A 20,485-nucleotide genomic window follows, 5' to 3' on the forward strand; every position below is an offset into this window, starting at 1 on the left:
ACCTGTTCAAGCCGACTTGAAGCGGGCCATCAGTTCGGCCCGGCCCGGATCGGTCAGCGTCGCAGCCGCACCGAATTCCAGCGGAGTCAATAGTTCGGCCGCCGGGTAGAGGATCGGATTGTCCAGCACCTCCCTGGGCAGCAGCGCATTGACCCGGGCGTCGGTGGAAGGCGCGCCGTTGGCCAGGTGCTCCTTGACCGCGACCTTCGGGTCCATCAGGTAGTTGAGCAGAGCATAACCGGCGGGCTTGTTGGGCGCATCTTTCGGAATGGCGTAAAAGTCGGTCCAGATCTCGCCGCCCTCCTTGCCAAGCACATATGCGATCTCGGGAATGTCGCGGTGGAGCTGAGCCCCATCATTGGTCCAGCACATCGTCATCCAGGCGTCGCCGGCACGCATCGACGGCTGATAATCGCTGGAAACCGCGAACAGATGCGGCTTGACCTTCAGCAGCAATTCTTCCGCCTTGGCGAGTTCGTCCTGCTTCAGCGAGTTGAACGAGAAGCCGAAATATTTCAGCGCATTGCCGATCGTGGTGAGCTGGTAGTCATGAACCATGGTCCGGCCGTCACCCTCCGCCATGGCTGTGTCCCAGAACTCCTTCCAGCTCGTCATCGGCTTGGCCAGCTTCTTGGTGTTGACGGCAAATCCGGTGGTGCCCCAGTTCTTCGGCACAGCGTAGGTAACGCCGTCGATCGTGCCTTCCCCAGTGAAGCGCGGGTCCTGTTGCGAGCCATCGAAATTTGCAAGCTTGGCCATGTCGAGCGCCTCGATGATGTCGAGCTTCTTGTAGGTGGAGATCGTGTAGTTGGTTGGCACGAAAAGGCTCCAGCCCGAGGCGCCTGCCTGTAGCTTGGCCAGCATCTCCTCGTTTGACCCGAACACATTGACCTCGACGGCGACGCCCGTCTCGGCCCTGAAATTCTCGAACGTCGCCGGGTCGTGATAATTGGGCCAGGTGGCGATCGACATGCGGTCGCCAAGACCCTCCTGGGCGAAGGCCGGCGAGGGCATGATGCCGAGTTCGCGGGCCATCACCGCCGTTGCGATGCCAAGGCCGGTGAGGCCAAGGAACTCGCGGCGGCCGATGGAACCGCGCTTGAGGCGCATCGACTGTTCGACGAATTTTTCAGGGCTTATCGGCAGTCCGTCACGATATGATTTCGACATGTTTATTTTCCCTCTGGTTGGTCCCGTTATTCTTGGGGTCCGGGAACGCGAGCGGCGTTCCGGCTGTAAAGCCGATGGCGACGGGTTCACCCGGCTTGAAGAGATTTCCACTGCCGATCAGATGATCGGCCTTGGCGAGCAGGGTTCCGATACCACCGACCTCGATCGCATATTCCGCTGTCGCGCCCAGAAAGATCCGGTTGCGGACAATGCCGTTCAGCCGGCCGCTTCCCGGCGCGCCGAGGCTTAAAGATTCGGGACGCAGGCTGACCGAAACGGCTTCGTCCTGCCGCAGCGAAGTCCGTTTGCGCGCTGCAATGACGGTGCCGTCGGCTAGCGCCACCTCGACGAGGTTGCCCGAATGCCCGGCGACCTTGCCGCTCAAGAGATTGGTCTTGCCGACGAAGTCCGCGACAAACAGGTCGGCGGGCTCGTCATAGATTTCGCTTGGCTGTCCGAGCTGGACGATGCGCCCGCCATTCATGACGCAGACGAAATCGCTCATCGACAGTGCTTCTTCCTGGTCGTGCGTGACAAGAACGAAGGTGATGCCGATCTCGCGCTGCAAGTTCTGCAACTCTATCTGCATCTCGGTGCGCAGCTTCTTGTCGAGCGCCGCCAGCGGCTCGTCTAGCAGCAGCACCGCCGGCTTGTTGACAAGCGCGCGCGCCAGGGCGACTCGTTGCTGCTGGCCGCCGGAAAGCTCGTGGATCTTGCGGCGGCCGTAGCCGGCAAGCCGCACCATGGCGAGCGCCTCGCCTGCCCTCAGGCTGATCTCCCGCGACGCCAGCCGCGGCCTTGCCTGGCGCAGCCCGTAGGCGATGTTGTCCTCGACATCCATATGCGGAAACAGCGCATATTGCTGGAACACCATGTTGACCGGCCGCCGATAGGGCGGCGTGCCAGCCATGTCGCGGTCGCGGATGAAGACTGCGCCTTCGCTTGGCTGTTCGAAGCCGCCGATCATGCGCAGGCAGGTTGTCTTGCCGCAGCCGGACGGCCCGAGCAAGGCGACAAAGGCAGACGGCGGGATGGCAAGATCGATGCCGCTGACCGCGGTCACGCTGCCGTAGCGTTTGGTGACCCCGCGAAACTCGATATCTGGCACTGCGGTCAAAGCTGCGGGCTCCAGCGAAGGCGATTTCAAGAGGCTATCAGAGCCAACGCTGACTAGTATATACCTCGCAGGTGGTATATTTGGTCTATTTTCTCATTTAAAGGGGTATAAATTGAGCGGATCGCGCGGCGACGAATACAATCAGCTCGCTGCGCTCATCGCTGCGACACGGGAGACGAGCGGCGAGCTTTTCGGCAAGGCGATGGTCACCTGGCTCCGGCGGCATGTCAGCTTCGATCACTGTGTGGTCTTCGGCTATCGCGGCGCCTCGCGCCCGCCGCTGCTGTTCGAGACGTTCTCCCCAACCGAAAGCCATGTCTTCGTCGCGCTCTATCAGGAGGGGCCTTATCTGCTCGACCCGTTCCACCACGCAGCGGTCGAGCGCAAGGAAGGTTTTTGGCGCATGCGCGAGTTGGCGCCGGACCGCTTCTATGCCAGCGAATATTACCGCTCCTACTATAGCCAGACCAAGCTCGCGGAAGAGGTCGGCTTCTTCGTGCCGCTGCCGGGAAAGGACGCGTTGGTGGTTTCGCTGATGCGACTGCATGCTTCGGGACCCTTCGGAACCGCCGATGCCAGGCTGCTGCGCGACATGGCGCCGGCGGTGATCGGTTTCGTCAGGTTGCGCTGGCCTGGCCTACCGGCCGACAAACCGGCAGAGACGAAGCAGGACGAGGCGATTGCGCCGGTCAACGAGTTCGAGCGTGCTCATATCTGGAAGAGCCTTTCGCTCACGCCGCGTGAAAAGCATGTCGTCGATCTGGTGCTTCAGGGCCATTCGACGGAATCGATAGCCAGGGCGATGCGCATCGTACCGGGAACCGTAAAGGTCCACCGCCGCAACATCTATCGCAAGCTCAAGATCAAATCGCAGGCTGGTCTGTTCGCGCGTTTTGTCGAGATCATGGACGCGAGGATTCGGTAGTCCACGATTTTCGAAAATGCCTTCGCTCAGTTTAGCTGGCGACGCCTTCCCAGGCGCCGGTTTCAGCCATCTGTCTGTGCCGGGGCGCCGGCTTAAAAACATCCTTGCCGGTCCGCTCGTGCCAACGGTCCAGCCGTTCGTTAATCTTGTCGACCCCTTCGAGGCCGGCCCAGAACATCGGGCCGCCCTTACCCACCGGAAAGCCGTAGCCGCTGAACCAGACGACATCGATGTCGGAGGCGCCGGCGGCGATCCCCTCCTCAAGGATCTTCGCGCCCTCATTGATCATCGGATAGAGCGTCCGCTCGATGATCTCGTCAGTGCCGACCGCGCGCGGCGCGATGCCCTTCTCGCGAAAGAGGCTGAGCGCGCAATCTCCCCCCAAGTGGGTCCCAAGTGGGGGAGATCTCCGGCATGACTGAGGGGGCGCTGTCCCGCCCCCCTCGAACGATTTCTGCGCCGATGCGAAAGAGCTAGCGCAGCACTTTCTGCCCGCCGGCGGCAGTGATGACGCCGACGATGATCAGCCCGGTCAGCAACAGACGGACGCCGGCGCTGACGCCGAACGTGTTGAGCATGGTCAAAAGCAGCACCAGGAACAGGGCCGCGCCCCAGACACCCGGCACGTTGGCCTTGCCGCCGGCCACCGACGTACCGCCGATGACGACGACGGCGATCGAGGCCAGCAGGTATTCATTGCCGATATCGACATTGGCGCCGCGGAAATAGCCGGCGAGCAGCGCCCCGTCGAGGCCGCCGAGCGCGCCCGACAGCGTATAGGTGAGGAAACGGATGCGGCCGACATTGACGCCGGCCAGCCACGCTGCGCGGATGCTCTGGCCGATCGCCAGCACCGAACGGCCATAGATCATGCGCTGCAGCGCGATTGCAGCACCGATGGAGAACAGCACGGTGAGGATCGCCAGCACCGGAATTCCCAGAATCTGCCAGTTGGTGAAACTGGCAAAGCCCGGCGGCGGCTTGATCTGCAAGCCGCGGCCATAGCTGATGTCGATCGACTGGATGATGAAGCTCGCCGACAGCGTGGCGATGATCGGTGGAATTCGCAGCGCCCAGATCAAGAGATAATTGGCGGCGCCGATCGCCATGCCGCAGGCCAGCGCCGCCAGCAGCCCGACGGCGATCATTGAATCATTGCCGTCCATCACCTTCATGGCGACGGCGCTGGCGAGGCCGATATTGGCGGGCAGCGACAGATCGACATTGCCGGGACCGAGCGTGATCACGAACATCTGGCCGACACCGACGATGACGGTGAAGACGGCCAGCGAAAGTGCCGCCGTGATCATGCCGCCGCCGCCATATCCGCCGGTAAAGGTGATCGTCGCCAGCCACACCAGCAGCGCGCCGATGAAGGACCATATCCAGGGTTTTGCGAGCAGCAATCGCAACGATGCCATCCCCTCACCTCTCTTTGCGGCTGATCAGCACCCGGGCCGCCAGCACGATGATGAGGATGGCGCCGTTGGCGGCCACCTGCCAATCGGGCGGGATGTGCATGAAGGTCAGCAGCGGCGACGCCGCAAGCGCCAGCGTCAGCGCGCCGATCACCGCGCCGATCGGCGATACCCGGCCGCCGACGAATTCGCCGCCGCCGAGGATGACGCCCGCGATCGACAGCAGCGTGTAGCCATTGCCGATATTGGCATCGGCCGAGGTGGTGATGCCGATCAGGGCCATGCCGGACAAAACGCCGAACAGACCGGTCAATGCGAACAGCACGATCTTGGTCTTGAGCAGCGACCAGCCCGCACGGCTGAGGGCCGCGGCATTGCCGCCGGAGCCGCGCAGGATCACACCATACGAGGTGCGCATCAGCCCGAAATGGACGACCGCCGCGATCAGCAGCGCCGCAATGATCGGGAAGGGAACGAAGGGCGGCTTGAACGCCATGAGCGACAGCAGCCAGTCGGGCGCCTTGCCGCCGGGCTTCGGCAGGATGAGGATGGCCAGACCCTGCCAGACAAAACTCATGCCGAGCGTCACCACGATTGAAGGCAGGTTGCGCAGATGGATCAGCGCGCCGAGCAGCGCATAGACGCCGATCGAGCCAAGCAGGATCAAGACACCGACCAGCGGCGCGTCCTTCAGCCACGTCGCCGTGACGCAGCCGACGAAACCGACGAAGGTGCCGATCGACAGGTCGAGCTCGTTGCCGGCGATGACGAACATCTGCGCGATCGTGGCCAGGGCGATCGGGACCGCCAAATTGAGCATCAGGCTGAAGCCGAAAAAACTGATGGCGCGCGGGTTGAGCCAGGCGATCGCCAGCAGCACCAGCATCAGCGACATCGCTGGCAGCAGCCCGCGCAGCAGACGCGCCCGCGCCAACGCGCTTCGCTCGGAAGAACTCTTGGGACCGGTCTCGACGGGTGCTGCCGTCATCTCAGGCCGCGTCGCCGAACGAGGACTGAATGATCTTTTCCTCGGTCAGCTCGTCGCGACCAAGCTTGGCGACGATCCGGCCGTTCTTGAAGACATAGACGTGGTGGCAATTGTCGAGCTCTTCGGTTTCCGTGGTGTACCAGAGGAAGGTACGGCCGCGGCCAGCCTCTTCGCGCACAAGGTCGTAGACCTCGAGCTTGGTGCCGATGTCGACGCCGCGCATCGGGTCGTCCATCAGCACGATCCTGGCGTCGGAACCGAGCGCCCGGGCAAACAGAACCTTCTGCTGGTTGCCGCCGGACAGCGAAAAGATGTTGTTGTTCATGTCGGGCGTCCGGATGCCGATTTTCTTTTGCCAGAAGTCGGCGAGTTCGGCTTCGCGCCGCGGCGAGATCAGCAGGCCATTGCGCAATCGCGCCAGCGAACGGATGCCGATGTTTTGCGCAATCGACCATTGCGGAAAAATCCCGTCAGACTGGCGGTCGCCGGCCACCAGCGCCACCGGCGCGGTGACCTCGATGCCGGTCTTGGCGCGCGCCGCGGCGGCGAAAATCGCCAGCAGCAGGTCGGTCTGGCCGTGACCGGCAAGCCCGGCAAGGCCGATGATCTCGCCGGCATGCGCCACAAGTTCGTTGCCGTCCTGTTGCCGTGCCGGCCTCGCCCGAACCCGCAACGGGCCGGTCTCCGGCTTCTGGGTCGCGATTTCGGCCGCGATCTTCTCACGCGCTGCCGCTCCGCCCATGGTCGTCACCAGCCTGTCGCGATCGAAAGCCTTAGCCGCATCCGACGCAACGACCTTGCCGTCGCGCATCACCACGATGCGGTCGGCATTCCCGAGCACCTCGCCCAGAACATGCGAGATCAGGATGCAGCTCTTGCCCCCGGCGACAAAGCGTCGGACGAAGGCCAGCAACTGGCCGGCCGTGTGCGCGTCTAGCGAGGATGTCGGCTCGTCGAGGATGACCAATTCGAGCGGATCCTGCGTCACCGTGAAGGCGCGCGCCACCTCGACCATCTGCCGCCTGCCGATGGAAAGGTCGCTGGCGATATCGGCGGCGGAGATGCTGTGGCCCGGGAATATCTCGTCGAGCTCGGCCGCGATCAGATCGGCCGCCTTGCGCCGCCAGCCGAGGCCGCGCAGCGCCGGGTGGTTGATTCGGGTGTTCTCGGCAACGCTGAGGTTCGGGCACAGCGACAGTTCCTGGAACACGCAGCGTATGCCGAGCTGCTGGGCGCGCGGCACCGAATAGTTGTCCTCGATGCCGCCGCGCACCGCGATCCGACCGCTGTCGGGCACGAGCGTGCCCGCCACCATATGCATGAGCGTCGACTTGCCCGCGCCATTGTGGCCGACGAGACCGACGCATTCGCCGGCGCCGACGTGGAAATCCACCCCGGCGAGCGCCCGGACGGCGCCGAAATGTTTTTCGGCTCCGTCCAGTCTGATGATGTCTGCACCGGCCTCGGGCATCCCTAGCGAAATCCGGAAGACGACGCGCGCGGCATTGGATATGCCACGCTCACTTGATGTTGGCTTTGATCGCCGCGATGGCGTCTTCCTGCGTGTATTCGTGGCTGGCGACGCCGCCCGTGGGGATGTTCGGCAGCTCGGCCTCGAAATTATCCTGGGTGAAGGCGAGGTATGGCACCAACAGGTCATGCGGCACATCGGTACGGCCGTCGAGCACCTGCTGCGCCACCCAGAAGGCCAGCGACGACACGCCCGGCGCAATCGACGCCGACCAGGTCTGGTAGCCATCCTTGTCCTTCTGCTCCTTCCACCACTGCAATTCGTCCTGACGGTTGCCCATGATGATGGTCGGGCGCGGTTTGCCGGCGGCGGCGAAGGCCTGTGCCGCGCCATAGCCGTCGCCGCCCTGATCGACGACGCCAACGATTTCCGGCAGCGACGGCAGGATCGTCGCGACCGCCTTCTGCGCTGTGGTCTGGTCCCAGTCGCCGGTCACCGAACCGACGATCTTGAACTCGGGATGGGCGGCGACGCCCTCCAGAATCCCGGCGTGGATGGCGTCGTCGATCGACGTGCCGGCAAGGCCGCGGATTTCCAGCAGATTGCCGCCCTCGGGATGGAACTTGGCCATCTGCTCGACTTCCTGCCTGCCCATGTCCTTGAAGTCGACGACGACGCGGTAGGCGCAGGGCTCGGTGACGATGCCGTCGAAGGAGACGACGACGATGCCGGCGTCGCAGGCCTGCTTGACGGCGCCGTTGAGCGCGTCCGGCGAGGCGGCGTTGATGACGATGGCGTCATAGCCCTGGAGGATCAGGTTCTGCACCTGGGCCGCCTGGGTCGGCACTTCCTTGTCGGCCGTCGTGAAGATGTCCGCGGCAGCGACCACCCCGTCGGCGACCGCCTTCTTGGTGACGATGGCATAGCTGTCGAGCATCGCCTGCCGCCACGAATTGCCGGCATAATTGTTGGAAAAGGCGATCTTCTTGTCGCTGGTGTCGGCAAACGCGGCGCCTGACGCGAGCATCGCCGCAAGGGCACTCAAGACGAGTATCTTCTTCATCTGTTATCCTCCCATGGATTGCTGGTCGTAGTTGGCTGCTGGCGGCTGTTATGACGACCCTCGTTTCAATATTGTCAGACAAATTTAGATGGGCGCACTTGTCAACAGCGATCGATGAAGGTTTGACGATCAACTTGCGGTGCAATGATTGAAAAGGCTTCGGCTCCTGGTCTAGGGGTGGGGCAGGAGATCGAAATCGAGATGGCAGCGACGCCGACTGATGCGCTTGGTGCACCCGGAATTCCGCCGCGCTGGACGTCGAGCGCCAAGAGCGGCATCGGAACCGCGCTTTCGCCGGCCTGTCCTGTCTGGTTCACGATCAGCCACGGCATCCTCAACGAGGTCTATTATCCCCGCCTCGACAGCGCCTGCACGCGAGACATGGGACTGGTCGTCACCGGCCCCGGCTTCTATTTCTCGGAAGAAAAGCGCGATGCCGTGCACAGCCTCGAACCGTTCGAAGATGGGGTGCCCGCCTACAGGCTGGTCAACACCGCCGCCACCTACCGGATCGAAAAGCGTATCGTTACGGACCCGGAACGCCCCGCTCTGCTGCAGGAAATCAGCTTCACGCCGCTGAAAAGCACACACGCCGGCCAACGCGTCTACGCGCTGCTGGCGCCGCATCTGGTCAATGCCGGCATGGCCAACACCGCCTGGGTGGGCGACCACCAGGGAAGGCCTGTCCTGTTTGCATCGGGACGTGGCGTTTGCCTGGCGCTCGTATCGTCGCTGCCCTGGGGAGCATGCTCGGCCGGCTATGTCGGTGTCTCCGACGGCTGGCAGCAACTCCGTCGTGACGGCCGGCTCGATCCAGCCCGCCGCAGGGCCGAAGACGGCAATGTCGCGCTGACCGGCGAGATCGGCTTTTCGGCTGCGAACACCCAGGTGCTGCTGGCGCTGGGTTTCGGAACGACGCCGCAAGAGGCGGCGGAAAATGCCTCGGCCAGTCTGAAGCGGGGTTTTGCGCCCGCAGCCAAATCCTACGTCGAAAAATGGCGCAAATGGCAGGCTGGCTTGCTGCCGCTGGACCGGCATGGTGCGTGGATCAACACCTATCGCCTCAGCACGGCGGTTCTGGCGACACATCGCTCATCCACCGGCGCGGCCGTCGCCAGCCTGTCGATCCCGTGGGGCTTCAGCAAGGGCGACGACGATATAGGCGGCTATCATCTGGTCTGGCCGCGCGATCTGGTCGAAACCGCGGGCGGCTTCCTCGCCGCCGGCGATCCGGCGCAAGCGCTGGAGATCCTCGCCTATCTCCGCTCGATCCAGCAGCCGGATGGGCATTGGCCGCAGAACGCCTGGCTCGACGGATCAGCCTATTGGCCGGGCATCCAGATGGACGAATGCGCGTTTCCGCTGCTGCTCGCAGACGCGCTGCGCCGGGCTGGGCATCTGGCAGACGCCGCGTTGCGCTCCTTCATGCCGATGGTCGAACGCGCCGCTTCCTACGTCGTCCGCAACGGTCCGGTCACCGGTGAAGACCGCTGGGAGGAGGATGCCGGCTACAGCCCGTTCACGCTGGCCGTCGAGATCGCCGCCCTGCTGGCCGCGGCCGACATGTTCGAAACTTGCGGCAAAGCAGAGCCGGCAAATTATCTGCGGGAAACCGCCGATGTCTGGAACGACCAGATCGAGCGCTGGACCTATGTCACCGGCACCCCACTCGGAAAAGAGGTCGGCGTCGAGGGCTATTACGTCCGTGTCGCGCCGCCCGACACCGCCGGCGCGGCCTCGCCGAGGGACGGCTATGTGCCGATCAAGAACCTGCCGCCCGGCGATAGCGACCGGCCGGCCGAGGCGATTGTCAGCCCGGATGCGCTGGCGCTCGTCCGTTTCGGCCTCAGGGCCGCCGACGATCCGCGCATAGTCGGCACCGTCAAGGTCATCGATGCGCGGCTGCGCTGCGACCTGCCGCAGGGGCCCGTCTGGTATCGCTATACCAGCGACGGCTATGGCGAGCACGCCGACGGCGCGCCCTTCGACGGGACCGGCCAGGGCCGGCCCTGGCCACTGCTGGTCGGCGAGCGCGCCCATTACGAACTGGCGGCGGGCCGCAAGGACAAAGCAGCGAGCCTGTTAAAGACCCTGGAGGATTCGGCCGGGTCTGGCGGCCTGCTGCCGGAGCAGGTCTGGGATGGTTCCGACATCGCCGAACACGAACTGCGGCACGGCGGACCGTCGGGCAGCGCCATGCCGCTGGTCTGGGCGCATTCGGAGCATATCAAGCTACTGCGCTCGCTCAATGACTGCGCCGTCTTCGACATGCCGCCGCAAGGCGTGAAACGCTACATCGAGGACAGGACCGTGGCGCCGCGCCGGACATGGCGCTTCAATCACAAGCTCCGCGCCATGCCCGCCGGCAAGCTGCTGCGCGTCGAACTGCTGGCGCGGGCGGTGGTCCATTGGAGCAACGACGATTGGGCAACCATCCGTGACGCCGCGACGATCGAGAACGCCTTCGGCATCCATCTCACGGACCTGCCCGTTGCCGATGTCCCGCCGGGCGACAGGATCGTCTTTACTTTTTTCTGGCCCGATGCCGGCCGTTGGGAGAATGTCGACTTTTCCGTCGGTATCGACAAGCCGGATAACCAGTAGATCTTCTATCCCTCAAGAAACCAGGACGAGCAACATGCAGATCGGAATGATGGGACTGGGCAGGATGGGCGCCAACATGGTGCGGCGCCTGCTGCGCGATGGCCACGAATGCGTGGTCTACGACATCAACCCGGCCAGCGTTGAAGCCCTTGTGACGGCTGGCGCGATCGGAGCCGCTTCGATGGAGGAGTTCGTCGGCAAGCTGACCAAGCCGCGCGGCGCCTGGCTGATGCTGCCGGCGGCGATCACCAGCCGGATCGTCGACCAGGTGGCCGACCTGATGGAGCCGGGCGACATCATCGTCGACGGCGGCAATTCCTATTATCACGAGGCTGTCGACCACGCCGCGCGCCTGGCATTGAAAGGCCTGAACTATGTCGATGTCGGCACCAGTGGCGGCGTCTGGGGCCTCGAGCGCGGCTATTGCCTGATGATCGGCGGCCCCGACAGTGCGGTCCAGCATCTCGACCCGGTCTTCGCCACCCTGGCTCCAGGCGCCGATGCCGGGGTGCCCGCCCCCGGCAAGGATGCCGGAACCGCCCCGTTCGGCTATCTCCACTGCGGACCGAGCGGCGCCGGTCATTTCGTCAAGATGGTCCACAACGGCATCGAGTACGGCGTCATGGCCGCCTATGCCGAAGGCATGAACATCCTGAAGTCGGCGAATGCCGGCAAGCGACAGCGGACCGCCGACGCCGAAACCAGTCCATTGGAAAACCCGCAATATTATCAGTTCGACATCGATATCGCCGAGGTAGCCGAGGTCTGGCGGCATGGCAGCGTCATCGGCTCCTGGCTGCTCGACCTCACGGCAGGCGTATTGAAGGCCGATTCGGGGCTGACGCAGTTCGGCGGACGGGTTTCGGATTCCGGCGAAGGCCGCTGGACGCTGAAGGCGGCGATCGACACCGGCGTGCCGGCGCCGGTTCTGTCCTCGGCCCTGTTCGACCGGTTCGCCTCGCAAGGCGAATCCGAATTCGCCGACAAGCTGCTGTCCGCCATGCGCTATGCCTTTGGCGGCCATGTCGAAAAGCCGAAGACCGGCTCGTGACGGGGAAGACACGCTCATGAACCAGGAACGGTCCGACACGCTGGTGCTTTTCGGGGCGACCGGCGACCTCGCCCACAAAAAAATCTTCCCGGCACTTTACGCCATGGTCGCCAAGGGAACGCTCACCGAACCGGTGATCGGCGTCGCTTTCGACGCCTGGGACCTGAAGCAGTTGCAAGCGCGGGCCCGCGACGGCATCGCCAAGGCCATCGGCAAGGTCGACGAGAAGATATTCGCGAAACTTGCCTCGCTGCTTCGCTATGTCAGCGGCGACTACCGCAGCGCCGCGACATTCGAGAAGCTGAAAAGCGCGCTCGGGACCGCGCAGCACCCGCTGCACTATCTGGCGGTGCCGCCGACCATGTTCGAGACGGTCATCCAGGGGCTGGAACAGTCGGGCGCAGCCCAGGGCGCGCGCCTGATGGTGGAAAAGCCGTTCGGTCACGATCTGCAATCGGCGCGCTGGCTGAACCGGGTCCTTCACCTGGTGTTCGACGAGCAGTCGATCTTTCGCATCGACCATTATCTCGGCAAGGAGGCGATCCAGAACCTGCTCTATTTCCGCTTCGCCAATTCCTTTCTCGAGCCGATCTGGAACCGCAATTTCGTCGAGAGCGTGCAGATCACCATGGCCGAGGATTTCGGCGTCGAAGGCCGCGGCCGCTTCTACGACGAGGTCGGCTGCATCCGCGACGTCATCGAGAACCATCTGCTCAACATCCTGCTGCTGCTGGCCATGGAGCCGCCCGTTGGCCGCTCGGCCGACGATCTGATCGACGAGAAGGTGCAGGTGCTGCGGGCGATCCGGACGCTGACCAGTGACGATATCGTGCGCGGCCAGTTCAAAGGCTATCTCAGCGAGCCGGGCGTCGCGCCGAATTCGCCGGTCGAGACCTTCGCGGCGGTGCGTTTCCTCGTCGACACCTGGCGCTGGCGGGACGTGCCCTTCTTCATCCGCGCCGGCAAATGCATGCCGGTGCACGCCACCGAGGTCATCGTGCGGCTGAAGCGGCCGCCGCTCGACGTCTTCGACCCGATCAAACCCGGAGATGCGAATCACGTCCGTTTCCGCATCGACCCGCAGGTGGCGATCTCGATCGGCGCCCAGCGCAAGGCCGCTGGCGACGACATGATCGGCGAGCAGGTCGAACTCACCGCGCTCGACGACAGCAAGGGCGACATGCCGCCCTATGAGCGGCTGATCGGCGACGCCATGAACGGCAATGGCCAGTTGTTCACCCGCCAGGATGCCAGCGAACTTGCCTGGCGGATCGTCGGCCCGGTGCTCGGCGATACCACGCCGCCACACCTCTATGAGCCGGGAACATGGGGTCCCGCCGAGGCGATGGCCGGGTTCGGACCGCCGAACGGCTGGATCAACCCGGCGAAATGAACTCGGAGGCGACGCAATGGCCAAAGCGGCGAAAAAGCAAGCACCGGACAGCGAAAAGATCGTGCTTGCGATCGATATCGGCGGCTCCCATGTCAAGATCCTCACCAGCGCCGGCGGCGAGGAGCGCAGAGCCGATTCCGGGCCCGGCCTGACGCCGCAGCAAATGATCGCCGTCGTGCAGATGCTCGCCGATGGCTTGCCCTACGATGTCGTCTCGATCGGTTATCCCGGCCCGGTGCACCACAACAGGCCACTGGCCGACCCCGCCAATCTCGGCAAGGGTTGGGTCGGATTTGACTTCGCAACGCAGTTCGGCAAGCCGGTGAAGCTGGTCAACGACGCGCTGATGCAGGCCGTCGGCAGCTATGAAGGCGGGCGCATGCTGTTCCTGGGTTTCGGAACCGGACTCGGTGCTGCGATGGTCCTCGACAACGTCGCCCAGCCGATGGAGCTCGCGCATCTTCCCTACAAGAAGGGCGGCAGCTTCGAGGACTATGTCGGCGAACGCGGCCTTGAAAAGCGCGGCAAGAAGAAATGGCGCAAATACGTCTTCGACGTCGTCGAGCGGCTGCGCGCCGCCCTTCAGCCTGACTATGTGGTCATCGGCGGCGGCAATGTCGACAAACTCGACGAATTGCCTGCCGGTTGCAGGCGTGGCGACAACACACGCGCCTTCGACGGGGGATTTCGACTGTGGCGCGACAAATCCCTGATTGTCTGATATTATAGCGGTTCGGGCCCAAACCTGTTGATCTGGCCCGGCCGTTAGTATTGTTATTCAAAATAATGTGTAGCGTGGTGCGACGTCATTGCGTTATGCAGATTTGCCGACTAGGAATTCTGCGACCCCACTAACGGAGAAAATAGATTGACCGACGACAGCAACAAAGCCCGCAAGGACATCGACCTTCTCGAGCTGACCGCTCACATCGTGTCCGCTTACGTCGAGAAGAACCGCTTGCCCGCTTCCGGCCTCGGCGATCTCATCGCCAGCGTCAGCGCGTCGATAGGTGGGCTCGGCCAGCCCGCCGTTCCGGTCGCAGCACCGCTGATCCCGGCGGTCAATCCCAAGAAATCGGTGACGCCGGATTACATCATCTGCCTCGAAGACGGCAAGAAGTTCAAATCGCTGAAGCGCCATATCGGCGTTCATTTCGGACTGACGCCGGATGCCTACCGAGCCAAATGGGGCTTGCCGGCAGACTATCCGATGGTCGCCCCCACTTATGCGGCCTCGCGCTCGCAGTTGGCGAAGGCGATCGGCCTTGGCCGCAAGGCCGCCCCGCCGGCGCCGGTCAAGAAGACCAGGAAGCCCAAGGCCACGGTCTGACGCGTTCGAAGCCGGCAAACGGAAGTCTCGAAGATTAGCGGGACAGCGCCCCGTCTGTCCGGCAGGGACAGAGGGCGCGCGGGGGAACTCGACCTGCGCGCCTAACAACCTCTCCACCTCCGCCGAGCTGTGCAATTAGCATGGTAGCCGGAAATCCTTGATCCAGAGCCGATTTTTGCGCGCACCCCGCACCGAACTGCGCTAAAAGCGCGGTGGTCGGACCAGCGCCCTCGTGGAAGTGCCCCGCCGGCCGACTTCTTTGCCACGGGGCCTGATTCATGACACCCGAACCTCACGCACCGCCCGACCGGCGCTATGCCGCCTTCCGGCACAAACCCTTCCTGAGCTATTGGGCGGCACGCTTCCTCGCGACATTCGCCACCCAGATCGTATCCGTCGCCGTCGGCTGGCAGGTCTACGACCTGACCCGCGATCCGTTCGATCTCGGCCTTGTCGGCATTGTCCAGTTCCTGCCTTCGCTGGTGCTGGTGCTGATCACCGGGGTGGTCGCCGACCGTTTCGGCCGCCGTCTGATCATGGCGCTGATGGTGCTGCTGGAGGCGATCTGCGCGCTGGCCCTGCTGCTGCTGACGCTCCGCGGCCTTAGCGGGCCGGGATTGATCTTCGGCGTGCTCGCCATGTTCGGCATCGCTCGCGCCTTCTTCGGACCGGCCGCGGCATCGCTGTTCGCCAACCTTGTGCCGCCTGAGGATTTCGGCAACGCGATCGCCTGGAATTCGTCTGCTTGGCAGACGGCGACCATCGTCGGACCGGTCGCCGGTGGCCTGCTCTACGGGCTCTCGGCGCAAGCGGCATACGGCACCGCTGCCGTTCTGATGTTTGTCGCAGCGGTGCTGGTCTTCACCATCCCGAAGCCTGCCCAGCGCAGCGAGACCGACAGGCCGACGATGCAGACCCTGTTTGCCGGCTTCGGCTATATCTGGAGCGAGAAGATCGTGCTCGGCGCCATTTCGCTCGATTTGTTCGCCGTGCTTTTGTCCGGCGCCACGGCGCTGCTGCCGGTCTATGCGCGCGACGTCCTCGAACTCGGCCCATGGGGCCTGGGACTGTTGCGTTCGGCGCCGGGGATCGGCGCCATCTGCGTTGCCATCTGGCTGGCCGGACATCCGATCCGCAACCACGCCGGCGTCGTCATGCTCGGTTTCGTCGCGCTGTTCGGCGCCTTCACGGTGCTGTTCGGCCTTTCCACCATCACCTGGCTGTCGATCGCAGCGCTCGCCTTGCTCGGCGCCGCCGACATGTTCAGCGTCTACATCAGAGAGACGCTGATTCAGCTGTGGACGCCGGACAAGGTGCGCGGCCGCGTCAACGCCGTCAATCAGGTTTTCGTCGGCGCCTCCAACGAGCTTGGCGAATTCCGCGCCGGCACCATGGCGGCATTGATCGGCACTGTGCCCGCGGTGGTGATCGGCGGCGTCGGCGCAGTCGTTGTCGCCGGGCTGTGGGCGGTGCTGTTCCCGCAGTTGCGCAAGGTCCGCCACCTCAACGGGCGAAACTGATCCCAGGGCGCTCTGATCCGGCAAACTAGATCAGATCAGGACAGCGCCGGCTTGCCGAAGATCGTCTGCAGGAATTCGCCGAGCCAGCGCTTGAGATGCATGTCCCAGATCAGCCGGCCGCCGAGATGATCGCGACCGGGCTGCGCGCCGGGCAACTCGAAGCGATGCGCGCCGCGAACGACCCAGCGCTGCATCATCGCCCTTGTCAATTCGCCATGGAACTGGATGCCCCAGGCATTGTCGCCATAGCGAAAGGCCTGGTTGGGATAGGTTTCGGCCGTCGCCAGCAGCGTCGCGTCCTTCGGCAGCGAAAAGCCCTCGCGGTGAAACTGATAGACCATCTCAGGCCAGCGCATCAGCTTCTTGCCGTCCTCGGTCGCTATCAGCGGATACCAGCCGATCTCGACCAGCCCCTCACCATGACCCTCGACCTTGCCGCCAAGATGGTTGACCAGCATCTGCGCGCCGAGGCAGATGCCGAGCAACGGCCGGTTCTCCCTGAGCGGAATTTTTAGCCAGTCGGTCTCACGGCGGACGAAGTCGTCCTCGTCATTGGCGCTCATCGGTCCGCCGAACACCACGGTTCCGGCATGGCCGTCCAGTGTTTCCGGCAAGGCGTCGCCGAGCGGCGGGCAGCGGAGATCGAGGTCGAAGCCTTCTTCGATAAGCATGTGGCCGACGCGCCCGGGGCTCGAACTCTCCTGATGCAGCACGATCAGGATTTTTGGTCTCGGCCTCGGCGTGGATGGCATGCGGGATCCCGTCTATTCGTCGCTCGATGTGCCAGCCGCGCCCGGCACTTCGGCGGCCGCCTTGCGGCGTGCCTCGACGCGGTCGTGGCGTTCGACATCCATCAGCTCGGCGACGCGCCAGACGATATTGTCCTCGAGCTCGTGCAATTCGCCATCGGCATAGACGATTTCCCACATCAGGCCGATGAAGGCTTTTCGCGCGTCCGGATCGAGCTGACGCTTCAAAACGCTGGTGAAGGCGTAGAGGTCGATCGCCTCATTGTCGGCCCGCTCGCCGGCAGCGGCAAGCGCGTCGAGCTCGTCGCCGCTGATCGAATAGCTTTCCGCCAGCACCGCCTTGAACCGCTCCCATTCGGCATCCTGACGCACGCCGTCGGCCCTCATCACATGGTAGAGAAGGGCGGATGCGGCAACGCGCGGATCATCGGCGTTGTTGCGGGCGCGGCCGTCTCCCGGCAGGTCCTTCAGAAACGACAGAACGCGTTCGAACATGTGATTCCTACTTCCCATCCGCCAAAACTTTCAAGCTCAGCCAAACTTTTCAAGCTCAGCCAAATCAAAACAATCGAAACTTGCGTGGTGATTTTTGCTCTTCGTCGTCCGGATCGACGCCGGGATCGTCGGGCAGCCGGGCCATTTCCTCCGCCGGTTCGGCAGCGTCGCCATCCGGCGGCACCGCGGCAGACGCCGTGGCGGTGACCGGCGCAACATCGTCTTCGTCAGTTTCCGATGCCGCCACGGCGGTCGGTCTTTCGGCCGAACCAGCGGGGTTCAGCTCGATCACATTTTCCTTTTCTGGCTTCGTTGGCGCTGCAATTGTTGGCACCGCGGCGTCCGGCGCATCCTCGTCACTGTCGATGAGTTGGCCGAGCCGCTCCATCGGCGCACGCCACTCGAAGGCGTCGAGCTTGCCGGTGATCGGCGACACCGGCGCCCAGCGTTCGGAAACGACGCCGTCGGCGACCCAGGCCGGATCGCGCGGTGCACGCACTGCCTTGGACAAAAGCTGCCGCACCTTGCCCTGATCGCCTGTCTCGGCCTCCTCGATGTCGGCCAGAAGCAGATAGGCGCCTTCGCGGCGATCCATGCGGATAGCCGCCTCGGCCTCTTTGCGGGCGGTTGAAAAGTCCTGCGCGTCGAGCGCGGCGCGCGCCACCGCCAGCGACGATTCGGCGTGGTTCTTCTTCATCTCCTGCAGCTTCTTCGCCCGGTTCAGCCGGTCGAGCACGGCATCGCCTGGCCGGGCGTGGGTGTAAAGCGCGGCGATCTCTGGATGCGGCTCGGCTTTCCACGCCGTTTCGAGGATCTTCGCGCCCTTGCGCACATCATTCTGTCTGAACAGCAGTTTGGCTGCGATCCCCGCCGCCGGCGCGAAATCCGGCCGCAGCCGGTTGGCCTCCAGAGCAGCGGTTTTGGCGGCATTGGGATCGCTGTCGATCAGCGCCTGCGCCTTGGCGGTGAGCAGCACGGCGCGACGCCGGTTGGCGGCATCGCGCTCGATCTGCCGCGTCGATTTCTGCGCCTCGACCAGTTTCAGCGCGCCGTCCCAGTCGCCGCGCCCGGTCAGGTCTTCCAGCGTCGATTCGGCGGCCCAGGCCAGCTGCGGCGCCATCGCCGCAGCGCGGCCGGCGTAGTGCCGCGCCGCGTTGCGGTCGCCGAGGCGTTCGGCCTCGAGATAAAGCCCGCGCAGGCCGAGCAGCCGCATTTCGGGATCGTCGAGCATGGTCTCGAACTTTTCGCGGGCACCCTCATGGTCGCCTTCGAGCAGCGAGGCTTGCGCCTCCAGCAATTGGATCAGCGGCTCCTGGTCGGAGCGGATCAGCTTTGCCGCTTCCTTGGTCTTCTTGCGGGCGAGCGCCCCGTCACCGGCGCCGGCGGCAATCATGCCGGTCGACAGCGCCTGATAGCCACGATCGCGACGGCGCACGCGGAAATAGCGCGAGATCGTGTAGGGGCTGTTCCACAGCGCCTTGAGCAGCCACCAGGCGATCATCACCGCGGCAACCACGGCAACGACCGCCACCGCCGCCACCATCAGGCTGACCTGGTATTGGTAGCCGCTGAAGGTGACGACCATCTCGCCCGGCCGGTCGGCCAGCCAGGCGAAACCCAGCCCGAGCGCGAAAACCACGACGAGGAAAAGCAGAATGCGAATCATCGGGTTGTCCTCACGCCTTCATCGCACTGGCGATCAGCGCGTCGACCTGCTTCTCGACCTCGATTCGCGCCTTCAGTTTGCCGGCAAATTCGGCGCCGGCGGCCTTCACCGCCTCGGGCAGCGTATCGTATTCGCTGAGCGCCTTGGCGTAATCGCCCTGATTGACCGCCACCTCCATGCGGGCGACGATTTCCGGAGCGCCAGCGCCTTCGACTGCACCGATCGGCCTGACCCTGACCAGCGATTGCGCGCTCGACAGCAGGTTTTGCAGGAAGCCGGCATTCTGGTCGACGGGCTCGGAGGCAGCGACCATGGCATTGGCGGCGGCAGGCATTTCGGTTGCGATCTCCGCCCGGGTCGGAACGCCCGTTTCGGCGTAGGGACGCAAGGCTGCGATCTCTGGAGCATCCGGCGAAATCGCCGCAAAGGTTTCGAGTTCGGCGGCGAATGGCGCACCACGGTCGAGTGCTGCCTTCAACGCCGATGCGGCAATGGCGAGCGCAACCTTGGGCTGCCCGGCCTGTGCCTGGACCTTGCCGGAAAGCTGAGACACCGACTGTTCCAGCGCCGCAAGCCGGCCGTCCTGTGCCTTCGCCGTCTCACCGGCGGATTTCACTGCCGCGTCGAGCCCGGCCAGCTTTTCGTTGAGCGGTCCGAGATCGACCGGCGCCGTGTTGCCGGTCTGGCCAAGCGCCGCAACCGCCGTCTCGATCTGCCTGACCTTGTCCGCGAGGGCTGCAAGCCCGGCTGTGTCGCCGGCGCCGCCCTGCTCGATCGCCGATTGCAGCGCCGCAACATCCGTCTTGACCTGATCCAGCGCTGACGACAGCCCGTCCACCCTAGCCGAGGCATCATTGTTGCCGGCTGTATCCTTGAGCCCGGCAATCTCGCTCTTCAGCGCAGCGATTTCGCTATTGACGCCATCGAGCGACACGCCGCCCGAGGACGAATCGCCAGCCCCTGGCGCGCCGAGCAGGCCGGCAAACTGCAGCCCTCCGGCGGCGGCAAGCGCGATGACGCCGCCGATAATGCCGGCGGCGATGCCGTTGATGCCGCCACGCTTCGGCTGCGCTGCCATGTCTTCAGTCCCTGCCTGGGTTTCCTTCGGCGCGTCTGCGGCGCCCGCCTTGGCCGAAGCGTCCTTGGCCGATGCGTCATCGAAACTGTAGTCGAAGGCCCGCTTCGCCGATGCCTCCGAGCCGGCCGGATAAGTTGGTTTGGGGCCTTCGGGACCTTTGGCGTCGCCCTCTGCCGGCTGTTCCGAGCCGGCCGGCGGGGCCGCTTCGGCATGTTCCCACGGCTCGATGTCGGTCTGGTCGGCATGGACGGGTTCTTCAGGCGCTTCCGGCTGCGACGCGCTTGCCGCCTCCTCCGCCTTCGCCTCGTCGGTCCGCCCGTTGGCGGCATCCTCGTCGGCAACGCGCGAGACAGCGCCGGGCTCGAGCTCGATGGTCACCGGCTCGCGACGGCTTTTCGAATGCCGCATCTTCGGCGTCTTGACCATGCTTGGGCTCCGCAAATTTCG

At 64.4% G+C, this 20,485-nt stretch carries 17 protein-coding genes and 1 pseudogene; 7 read left to right on the forward strand and 11 right to left on the reverse strand.

Features of this window, described 5'->3' with window-relative positions; genetic code table 11:
• Window positions 1-6 precede the first annotated feature (6 nt).
• Window positions 7-1,170 (reverse strand): spermidine/putrescine ABC transporter substrate-binding protein, encoded by a 1,164-nt coding sequence (locus M727_RS0124030; RefSeq protein WP_027154789.1) that lies wholly within the window; start codon window positions 1,168-1,170, stop codon window positions 7-9.
• Window positions 1,151-2,287, reverse strand: coding sequence for an ABC transporter ATP-binding protein (locus tag M727_RS0124035; RefSeq protein ID WP_036263174.1), 1,137 nt, complete (start codon window positions 2,285-2,287; stop codon window positions 1,151-1,153). Before M727_RS0124035 ends, M727_RS0124030 begins: the two co-directional genes overlap by 20 nt.
• Window positions 2,288-2,399: 112 nt before the next feature.
• On the opposite strand from M727_RS0124035, the gene M727_RS0124040 reads away from it, so the two are divergent.
• Window positions 2,400-3,212, forward strand: coding sequence for a LuxR C-terminal-related transcriptional regulator (locus M727_RS0124040; protein WP_027154791.1), 813 nt, complete (start codon window positions 2,400-2,402; stop codon window positions 3,210-3,212).
• A gap of 31 nt (window positions 3,213-3,243) precedes the next feature.
• On the opposite strand, the pseudogene M727_RS0124045 reads toward M727_RS0124040, so the two are convergent.
• From M727_RS0124045 to M727_RS0124065, 5 genes and pseudogenes are all read right to left on the reverse strand, one after another.
• Window positions 3,244-3,564 (reverse strand): annotated as a pseudogene (locus tag M727_RS0124045) (3-hydroxyacyl-CoA dehydrogenase family protein); the annotation flags it as partial.
• A gap of 121 nt (window positions 3,565-3,685) precedes the next feature.
• A complete protein-coding gene (locus tag M727_RS0124050) occupies window positions 3,686-4,633 on the reverse strand; it encodes an ABC transporter permease (protein WP_027154793.1) in 948 nt (315 codons plus the stop codon).
• A gap of 4 nt (window positions 4,634-4,637) precedes the next feature.
• Complete coding sequence (locus tag M727_RS0124055; RefSeq protein WP_027154794.1) at window positions 4,638-5,618, reverse strand: ABC transporter permease; 981 nt, start codon at window positions 5,616-5,618, stop codon at window positions 4,638-4,640.
• A gap of 1 nt (window position 5,619) precedes the next feature.
• Entirely contained in the window at window positions 5,620-7,089 is a 1,470-nt protein-coding gene (locus tag M727_RS0124060; protein WP_027154795.1) for a sugar ABC transporter ATP-binding protein, read from the reverse strand.
• A 49-nt stretch (window positions 7,090-7,138) separates the two neighbouring features.
• The gene (locus tag M727_RS0124065; protein WP_027154796.1) at window positions 7,139-8,152 is read right to left on the reverse strand and encodes a substrate-binding domain-containing protein; all 1,014 of its coding nucleotides are present in this window, start codon (window positions 8,150-8,152) and stop codon (window positions 7,139-7,141) included.
• Window positions 8,153-8,353: 201 nt separating this feature from the next.
• Between M727_RS0124065 and M727_RS0124070 the strand changes: the two genes are divergently transcribed.
• From M727_RS0124070 to M727_RS0124095, 6 genes are all read left to right on the forward strand, one after another.
• Window positions 8,354-10,756: a glucan 1,4-alpha-glucosidase gene (locus M727_RS0124070; protein WP_027154797.1), complete on the forward strand. Its 2,403-nt coding sequence runs from the start codon at window positions 8,354-8,356 to the stop codon at window positions 10,754-10,756.
• 34 nt (window positions 10,757-10,790) lie between these two features.
• Window positions 10,791-11,807, forward strand: a complete 1,017-nt coding sequence (gnd, locus tag M727_RS0124075; RefSeq protein ID WP_027154798.1) for a phosphogluconate dehydrogenase (NAD(+)-dependent, decarboxylating) — start codon at window positions 10,791-10,793, stop codon at window positions 11,805-11,807.
• Window positions 11,808-11,823: 16 nt separating this feature from the next.
• Window positions 11,824-13,200 (forward strand): glucose-6-phosphate dehydrogenase, encoded by a 1,377-nt coding sequence (zwf, locus tag M727_RS0124080; RefSeq protein WP_027154799.1) that lies wholly within the window; start codon window positions 11,824-11,826, stop codon window positions 13,198-13,200.
• Window positions 13,201-13,216: 16 nt separating this feature from the next.
• Window positions 13,217-13,921 carry an ROK family protein gene (locus M727_RS0124085; protein ID WP_027154800.1) on the forward strand — a complete coding sequence of 235 codons (705 nt, stop codon included), beginning with the start codon at window positions 13,217-13,219 and terminating at the stop codon, window positions 13,919-13,921.
• Window positions 13,922-14,068: 147 nt separating this feature from the next.
• Window positions 14,069-14,530: a MucR family transcriptional regulator gene (locus M727_RS0124090; protein WP_023800548.1), complete on the forward strand. Its 462-nt coding sequence runs from the start codon at window positions 14,069-14,071 to the stop codon at window positions 14,528-14,530.
• 278 nt (window positions 14,531-14,808) lie between these two features.
• A complete protein-coding gene (locus M727_RS0124095) occupies window positions 14,809-16,050 on the forward strand; it encodes an MFS transporter (protein WP_027154801.1) in 1,242 nt (413 codons plus the stop codon).
• 35 nt (window positions 16,051-16,085) lie between these two features.
• Here M727_RS0124095 and M727_RS0124100 read toward each other — a convergent pair whose 3' ends face one another.
• The 4 genes from M727_RS0124100 to M727_RS0124115 form a co-directional block, all read right to left on the reverse strand.
• Window positions 16,086-16,802 carry a glutamine amidotransferase gene (locus M727_RS0124100; RefSeq protein WP_027154802.1) on the reverse strand — a complete coding sequence of 239 codons (717 nt, stop codon included), beginning with the start codon at window positions 16,800-16,802 and terminating at the stop codon, window positions 16,086-16,088.
• Between the two features lie 12 nt (window positions 16,803-16,814).
• Window positions 16,815-17,294 carry a TerB family tellurite resistance protein gene (locus M727_RS0124105; protein WP_027154803.1) on the reverse strand — a complete coding sequence of 160 codons (480 nt, stop codon included), beginning with the start codon at window positions 17,292-17,294 and terminating at the stop codon, window positions 16,815-16,817.
• Between the two features lie 64 nt (window positions 17,295-17,358).
• Complete coding sequence (locus M727_RS0124110) at window positions 17,359-18,960, reverse strand: heme biosynthesis protein HemY (RefSeq protein ID WP_027154804.1); 1,602 nt, start codon at window positions 18,958-18,960, stop codon at window positions 17,359-17,361.
• A 10-nt stretch (window positions 18,961-18,970) separates the two neighbouring features.
• Entirely contained in the window at window positions 18,971-20,464 is a 1,494-nt protein-coding gene (locus M727_RS0124115) for a COG4223 family protein (RefSeq protein WP_027154805.1), read from the reverse strand.
• Window positions 20,465-20,485 lie beyond the last annotated feature (21 nt).

Origin of the sequence: Mesorhizobium sp. WSM2561 (assembly GCF_000513915.1) — a bacterium.
GTDB lineage: Bacteria > Pseudomonadota > Alphaproteobacteria > Rhizobiales > Rhizobiaceae > Mesorhizobium > Mesorhizobium muleiense.

What these genes read in the sequence shown, in the direction of transcription:
- M727_RS0124030 (WP_027154789.1), bottom strand. Translation starts at nt 1,170, where the DNA reads ATGTCGAAATCATATCGTGACGGACTGCCGATAAGCCCTGAAAAATTC.
- M727_RS0124050 (WP_027154793.1), bottom strand. Translation starts at nt 4,633, where the DNA reads ATGGCATCGTTGCGATTGCTGCTCGCAAAACCCTGGATATGGTCCTTC.
- M727_RS0124055 (WP_027154794.1), bottom strand. Translation starts at nt 5,618, where the DNA reads ATGACGGCAGCACCCGTCGAGACCGGTCCCAAGAGTTCTTCCGAGCGA.
- M727_RS0124060 (WP_027154795.1), bottom strand. Translation starts at nt 7,089, where the DNA reads ATGCCCGAGGCCGGTGCAGACATCATCAGACTGGACGGAGCCGAAAAA.
- M727_RS0124065 (WP_027154796.1), bottom strand. Translation starts at nt 8,152, where the DNA reads ATGAAGAAGATACTCGTCTTGAGTGCCCTTGCGGCGATGCTCGCGTCA.
- M727_RS0124070 (WP_027154797.1), top strand. Translation starts at nt 8,354, where the DNA reads ATGGCAGCGACGCCGACTGATGCGCTTGGTGCACCCGGAATTCCGCCG.
- gnd (WP_027154798.1), top strand. Translation starts at nt 10,791, where the DNA reads ATGCAGATCGGAATGATGGGACTGGGCAGGATGGGCGCCAACATGGTG.
- zwf (WP_027154799.1), top strand. Translation starts at nt 11,824, where the DNA reads ATGAACCAGGAACGGTCCGACACGCTGGTGCTTTTCGGGGCGACCGGC.
- M727_RS0124085 (WP_027154800.1), top strand. Translation starts at nt 13,217, where the DNA reads ATGGCCAAAGCGGCGAAAAAGCAAGCACCGGACAGCGAAAAGATCGTG.
- M727_RS0124095 (WP_027154801.1), top strand. Translation starts at nt 14,809, where the DNA reads ATGACACCCGAACCTCACGCACCGCCCGACCGGCGCTATGCCGCCTTC.
- M727_RS0124100 (WP_027154802.1), bottom strand. Translation starts at nt 16,802, where the DNA reads ATGCCATCCACGCCGAGGCCGAGACCAAAAATCCTGATCGTGCTGCAT.
- M727_RS0124105 (WP_027154803.1), bottom strand. Translation starts at nt 17,294, where the DNA reads ATGTTCGAACGCGTTCTGTCGTTTCTGAAGGACCTGCCGGGAGACGGC.
- M727_RS0124110 (WP_027154804.1), bottom strand. Translation starts at nt 18,960, where the DNA reads ATGATTCGCATTCTGCTTTTCCTCGTCGTGGTTTTCGCGCTCGGGCTG.
- M727_RS0124115 (WP_027154805.1), bottom strand. Translation starts at nt 20,464, where the DNA reads ATGGTCAAGACGCCGAAGATGCGGCATTCGAAAAGCCGTCGCGAGCCG.